Origin of the sequence: Streptomyces sp. (genome assembly GCF_035563135.1) — a bacterium.
Classification (GTDB): domain Bacteria; phylum Actinomycetota; class Actinomycetes; order Streptomycetales; family Streptomycetaceae; genus Streptomyces.
The window spans coordinates 21,664-27,993 of record NZ_DATMVN010000003.1; the positions used below are offsets into that span (position 1 = coordinate 21,664).

The 6,330-nt window shown below is 69.2% G+C and carries 5 protein-coding genes, 1 tRNA gene and 2 pseudogenes; 3 read left to right on the plus strand and 5 right to left on the minus strand.

The annotated features are described in order from the left end of the window. Positions 1 to 8 precede the first annotated feature (8 nt). Complete coding sequence (locus VN520_RS00225) at positions 9 to 923, minus strand: rhomboid family intramembrane serine protease (RefSeq protein WP_325744751.1); 915 nt, start codon at positions 921 to 923, stop codon at positions 9 to 11. 157 nt (positions 924 to 1,080) lie between these two features. Beyond that, a complete protein-coding gene (locus tag VN520_RS00230; RefSeq protein WP_325744752.1) occupies positions 1,081 to 1,608 on the minus strand; it encodes a peptidylprolyl isomerase in 528 nt (175 codons plus the stop codon). 346 nt (positions 1,609 to 1,954) lie between these two features. Between VN520_RS00230 and VN520_RS00235 the strand changes: the two genes are divergently transcribed. Continuing rightward, complete coding sequence (locus VN520_RS00235; protein ID WP_325744753.1) at positions 1,955 to 2,680, plus strand: DUF5324 family protein; 726 nt, start codon at positions 1,955 to 1,957, stop codon at positions 2,678 to 2,680. A gap of 694 nt (positions 2,681 to 3,374) precedes the next feature. On the opposite strand, the pseudogene VN520_RS00240 reads toward VN520_RS00235, so the two are convergent. The 3 genes and pseudogenes from VN520_RS00240 to VN520_RS00250 form a co-directional block, all read right to left on the minus strand. Continuing rightward, positions 3,375 to 3,705, minus strand: a pseudogene (locus VN520_RS00240) (DNA-binding protein). After that, a pseudogene (locus tag VN520_RS00245) lies at positions 3,705 to 3,928 on the minus strand (hypothetical protein); the annotation flags it as partial. The pseudogenes VN520_RS00240 and VN520_RS00245, both read right to left, overlap by 1 nt. 207 nt (positions 3,929 to 4,135) lie before the next feature. After that, positions 4,136 to 4,208 (minus strand) — tRNA-Ala (locus tag VN520_RS00250). Between the two features lie 170 nt (positions 4,209 to 4,378). Here VN520_RS00250 and VN520_RS00255 point away from each other — a divergent pair. Both VN520_RS00255 and VN520_RS00260 read left to right on the plus strand, forming a co-directional pair. Beyond that, the gene (locus VN520_RS00255; RefSeq protein WP_325744754.1) at positions 4,379 to 4,927 is read left to right on the plus strand and encodes a DNA-binding protein; all 549 of its coding nucleotides are present in this window, start codon (positions 4,379 to 4,381) and stop codon (positions 4,925 to 4,927) included. Positions 4,928 to 5,190: 263 nt separating this feature from the next. Further along, the coding region (locus VN520_RS00260; RefSeq protein WP_325744755.1) for a serine/threonine-protein kinase at positions 5,191 to 6,330 on the plus strand (1,140 nt) is incomplete at its 3' end.

Below are 6,330 nucleotides of genomic sequence, written 5' to 3' on the forward strand. Positions count from 1 at the left end.
AACGCCGCTCAGATGAGCGCGGCCGTCCTGACGAGAACGGCCACCACGACCACCATGAGGACCAGCGCACACGTGCCGTACTGCACAGGATTCCGGTGCGCGCGTGGTGCGTGAACCATGGCGATCGCGATCACCGCGCCGGCCACCAGCCCGCCCACATGCGCCTGCCAGGCGATCGCACCCCATGGGTTGAAGGTGAAGATCAGGTTCACCACGAGCAGTGCGATCACCGGCCGCATGTCGTCATTCATCCGGCGCATCAGCACGGCCGTGGCACCCAGCAGGCCGAAGACGGCACCCGAAGCACCGAGCGAGCCCTGCGCGGGATCGGCGATCCCGTAGGTGAGCGCGCTTCCCGCGAGCCCCGAGAGCAGATAGAGCGTGAGGTAGCGGGCACGGCCCAGTGCTGCTTCCAGGGGCCCTCCGAGCCACCACAGCCCCAGCATGTTGAACGCGATGTGCCACACCTCCTGGTGCAGGAACACCGACGTCAGCAGCCGGTACCACTGGCCCTCCGCCACGCCTTCGAGACCTGCGGACGGATCACCCGAGTAGGCCCGGCCGAACAACAGCAGATCGTCGACCAGTGGATAGCCCGATCGCTCGGCGATCAGAACCGCGGCGAAAACGGCGAGATTGATGCCGAGCAGGACCTTGGTGACCAGCCTGGGGTCGTCGGCGACGCTTCCGCCCGCCAGGGTCCGGGGCCGGTTCGCCGCGCGGTGGTGACCCGTACCGGAACCTTCCCGGACACACTCGGGACAGTGGAAGCCCACCGAGGCTTCGATCATGCAGTCCGTACAGACCGGCCGCTCGCACCGCGTGCAGCGGATTCCCGTCTCCCTGCCCGGATGCCGGTAACACGTGGGCCGGCCGCCTTCGGCTGCGGGCCCGTCCTGGTCCTGCGGCGGCTGCTGGTCCATCGGTCACGGCCCTCCCGGTCCTCGTCCGCGGTGGCGGCACATATGCGTCCGCCCCACTCGCCCGTTGTGCAGCATTACGGACGAGCAGGGCGGTTCGTTCCCACACGGGCGGCGGCCGTCCGGTCAGCGGCCGGCAGACCACTGCCCGCCCCTCGGTTCAACGGGTCTCGACGGCCACCGACTCGATCACCACGTCCTGGAGCGGGCGATCGGTGCGCGGGTTCGTCGGAGCCGCTGCGATCGCGTCCACGACCTTCCTGCCGGCCTCGTCCGCGACCTCGCCGAAGATCGTGTGCTTGCCGGTCAGCCAGGCGGTGGGCGAGACCGTGACGAAGAACTGTGAACCGTTGGTGCCGGGCCCGGCGTTGGCCATCGCCAGCAGATAGGGCCTGGTGAACGCGAGGTCGGGGTGGAACTCGTCGCCGAACTCGTACCCGGGTCCGCCCGTGCCGTTACCCAGGGGGTCACCGCCCTGGATCATGAAGCCGCTGATGACACGGTGGAAGACAGTGCCGTCGTACAGCCTGTCGGTGGTCTTCCTCCCCGTCTCCGGGTTGGTCCACTCCCGCTCACCCTTGGCGAGTTCGACGAAGTTCCTGACCGTCTTCGGCGCGTGGTTCGGCAGAAGCCTGATCTCGATGTCGCCCTGGCTGGTCCTCAAAGTGGCGTAAAGCTGCTCGGCCACGGTCTGCCTTCCGTAAGTCTTCGCTGATGACCACCGATCCTTGCACGGGGCTTCCCCCGCACAGCGTGGTCGCGGGGCCGGGCGGAGCGGTACTCACCTTGTTGCCCGCTTTCCTGCACCTTTCCCACACTTCCCGCCGGACGGTTCGGCCAGCTGCCCGACGGCACGGAGCGCGCCGACACGAACTGCGGCATCGTCGGTGACACACCCCCCTTGCACCGCATTGCCCGAGAATGACCTCGTGACCCGAATGTCCGTCCCGCATGGCGCTCGAGGCCCCAGCGGGCATGATTTCGAATTGGGTGGATAGGCGGAGTACCTACCCGCCACCAAGGAGGAGGATCCCGTGACCCGCATCGACAGCGTGCGTGCCGCAACCTACTCGGCGAAGGACAGCGCGCAGCACGCCGCGGAAGTGGTGGCGCCTTACGCCGATACGGCCAAGGAACAGGCCGCGCACTACGCGCAGGAGGCCCGCGCACGGCTCGCGCCCAAGGTGTCGAAGGCAGCCGCGCAAGCCCGCGTCCAGTACGGCGTACACCTCGCGCCACGCATCGAACAGGCGCTGACCCATGTGCCTCCCAAGGTCGACGAAGCCGCGCACAAGGCCGCCGTCCGGACACGCAGTGCCGCCAGGAGCGCAGCCGACTACACCGTGCCACGCGTCGAGCACGCGGTGGCGGCGAGTCGGCCCGTGGCCGAGGAAGCCACTGCCCGCAGCGCGGCGGCGCTGGCCGCACTGCGCGGTCAGGTAACGGCCAAGGAGATCCAGAAGCTCGTCCGGAAGCACGAACGGCGGGCCAGGACAGGGCGTAGGGCCAAGAGGTTCCTCGTGCTGGGCCTCCTGGCCGGCGGGGCTTTCGCCGCCTGGAAGTGGTGGGACAAGCAGGCCAACCCCGACTGGCTGGTCGAGCCGCCCGCCCCCACCGAAGTGTCCGACGACCGCGCACCTCTGACCTCGGTCGACGGCAGCGGCGGCGCCGTGCTCGACCCGGAGGTCCGTGCCAAGCAGGACGAAGCCGAATCCACATCCGGCCCGGCGAACGGCACCGATCGCGACGACCAGCGCTGACCCGGCCTTCATCGGAACGGCACCTGATCGAAAGGACGCCGGAGAGGGGCGTCGGCAGACCTCATGGTCTGCCGACGCCCCTCTCCGTTTCACGTGAAACCGATGGAATCACCAGGCCCCCGCACAGCCGTCCCCATGCCTGTCGGCGCATGCTGTTCAGCCCGGCGGAAGTGAAGGCCTCGTGCGATGCGCAGGGTCTCACGGTGGTGTTCCGCAGTCTCACGGGGCGACCGAGTACGGGCATCGCGCGTCCCACCGCATTGCGGCACTCCTCCTGGGCCCAGAGGTCACCGAGCTCCTCCACCACCTTGATGCCGACCAGGCACAGGAAACGGGCTGCCTCGCCCGTGCCGGTCGGAGCGGCTGCGGCCGCACAGGCCGGATCCGGCCCGGGAAGGAGGCCGAGCAAGCGCAGGGCACGTCGGCCCCGGTCGTCGAGCCGCTGACAGGAGAGGTGCCGCAGAGCCGCTGTTACGGAGGGGAAGTGGCTGCCGGCCATCCACCCGCCTGTGTGATCAGGCAACGAAGCATGGGGAGAGAGTTTCGGAGTGAGCCGTGGAGCACGGGCGCACGGTGGTTGGCCGGATGCGTGGTCGACGGCGGTTGGCCGAATGCGTGGTCGACAGCGGTGGCATGATCACCCGACCACCGTCCGGGTGCCGCTCTGCGCCTTTCCCCGATCGCTCGGCCCGCCTCACACAGCGATGGGCCGAACCCGATCAGCGCAAGGTCTGGTCATGTCGTCGATGCCGGACGTCAGCATGACCATCGGCCCCTGCTGCCTCAGAGCGGCCTCAATCACGGCTGCGTCGATGGCGTACCCGGGCCCCTGCAAGCCTGCGCCCGTCAACACAGCGGAGGCTGTCTTCGCCTCCCCGTCCCCGACCGGGATCACGCGCAGTCCGAACAGCGGCCGGCTCAGCCGAGTCCTGTTCGTGCGGGCGTGTACGGCCTCGATGATGGTGAGCGCGCAGATGACCACCTCCATGCCACGCGAGCGCGTCTCCGCGACAAGGGGCCACCACCGTCTCGTCATCGGCTCGGAAACCGGCCCCTCGCGGCTCTGGTGGCCGGCCAGGTACTCGTCCAGCACCTGCCCCTCAACTCCCGTTCGGCAGCTGCGGCGATGCACGCGGAGAACTCCCGTTCACCCACCCTGACACGGATGGCTTCCGCAGTCCCCCCGGGCAGGGAGAGACTGACCCGCGGCGCCGGACCCTCGCCGATGCTGTACGTCGTCTCGGACATGGCCCCACTGCGTCAAACGAGCAGGAAACCGGAAAGTCCATCGCTCCCCAGGAGATCAGGCGGGGCGCGATGGCCGCCCCAAGGCCTGCAATCACAGACCACCGCAGGCGTGCGCCCGTATCGACGCGCTGACACATCAGCACGTCGAAGGGGGACAAAAAACACCCCCCTGACCGCATGTATGCAGGTCAGAGGGGTACAGGAGCGTGGAGCCTAGGAGATTCGAACTCCTGACATCTGCCTTGCAAAGGCAGCGCTCTACCAACTGAGCTAAGGCCCCGAAAAGCGGACACCACAGGACACATCCATGCCGCGACGTCCGTCGCAGAACAGAGTACCGGGTGACCCCCCGAATCCTGCAAAAGGATTGGGACTCCCGGCCCGCAACACCTCTCCGTAAGATGCACGACGAGGTTCGCAGCAGCGAAGCCGCAGCGAAGGGGAGACGCAATGGACGCAGCGCAGCAAGAGGCGACGGCTAGAGCCCGGGAGCTCCAACGCAGCTGGTACGGAGAGCCGTTGGGGGCGCTCTTCCGCAGGCTGATCGATGACCTCGGACTCAACCAGGCACGCCTCGCGGCGGTGCTCGGGCTGTCCGCCCCCATGCTGTCCCAGCTGATGAGCGGGCAGCGGGCCAAGATCGGCAACCCCGCGGTCGTCCAGCGGGTCCAGGCGCTTCAGGAACTCGCCGGACAGGTGGCGGACGGCAGCGTCAGTGCGGGAGAGGCCACCGACCGGATGGAGGAGATCAAGAAGTCGCAGGGGGGTTCGGTCCTGACCAGCACCGGCCAGACCTCCACCACCGGCGGAGCCCCCACCGTGCGGCGTGTGGTGCGTGAGATCCAGTCGCTGCTGCGGTCGGTCGCGGCGGCCGGCGACATCATAGATGCCGCGGACTCCCTCGCCCCGGCCCACCCCGAGCTGGCAGAGTTCCTCAGGGTGTACGGAGCGGGACGCACCGCGGACGCGGTCGCGCACTACGAAGGCCACCAGAGCTAGTGCCACGGCAGGCAGCGTCCGCCCGTCAAGGAGCGGCGTCCGTCGCGTGCTCCCGGCGCGCCGGCCGGAAGCCCTCGTACGGGACACGTTCCCGGGCTTCCGTCCGGTGCGGCGAGAGGGCGCGCCGGGTGCCGCGACGGGGCGAACGCTGTCTGCTCCGGTACCAGCAAGGGCCCGCCGGCGCCCAGGAGCCGGGGGCGGTGGAGCCGTGACAACAGCTCGACAGCCGGGGCACCAACCGAAACGGGAGCGGGCGCAGGGCAATGGGTGAGGTCTTCGCCGGTCGGTACGAGCTGATCGATCCGATCGGACGCGGTGGGGTGGGCGCCGTCTGGCGTGCGTGGGACCATCGACGACGCCGGTACGTGGCGGCCAAGGTTCTGCAGCAGAGCGATGCTCACACGCTGCTGCGCTTCGTCCGTGAGCAGGCGCTGCGGATCGATCATCCCCACGTCCTCGCCCCGGCCAGCTGGGCCGCCGACGACGACAAGGTCCTGTTCACGATGGATCTGGTCAGCGGCGGTTCGCTGGCCCACGTCATCGGTGACTACGGCCCGCTTCCCCCGCGTTTTGTCTGCCTCCTGCTGGATCAGCTGCTGTCCGGGCTGTCCACGGTGCACGCCGAGGGGGTCGTGCACCGTGACATCAAACCGGCCAACATCCTGATGGAGGCCACCGGCACGGGCCGGCCGCACCTGCGGCTCTCCGACTTCGGCATCTCGATGCGCAAGGGCGAGCCGCGGCTGACGGAGACCAACTACGTGGTGGGTACGCCCGGTTACTTCGCCCCCGAACAGATGACGGGAGCGGAGCCCGACTTCCCGGCGGACCTTTTCGCCGTCGGTCTCGTCGCGCTCTATCTGCTCCAGGGGCAGAAGCCCGACTCCAGGGCACTGATCGAGTACTTCGCCGCACACGGCACCCCTGGCGCACCCCAGGGGGTGCCGGAACCCTTGTGGCAGGTCCTTGCCGGCCTGCTGCAGCCGGATCCGCACGCCCGTTTCCGTACGGCCACAGGCGCGCGCAAGGCGCTGACGGCAGCGGTCGAGATGCTGCCGGAGAGCGGTCCGGACGAGGAGCCGGTGGAGGTGTTCGACCAGATCGGTCCTCTGCCCGCAGGATTCGGCCCCGACGGGCCCTCCGGCCCCCACAGCCCCGGCCCCCACGGCCCCGCCGCCTCCGGCTTCCCTCTCGTCCCCGGCCGCCCCCTCACTCCCGGGTCACCCGGTGACAGGCCGCAGACGCCCGCACAAGCCGTCGGCAGTACACCACCCGCGCCTCCGCCCTCGCCACAGCCGTACCCGCCGCAGGACCTGGGGCAGCCGTCGTACGCGCCGCCGCAGGGCCCGCCGGAAGGGCAGCCGTACGCGCCGCACCCGTCGATGTCGGAGACGGGCAGTTTC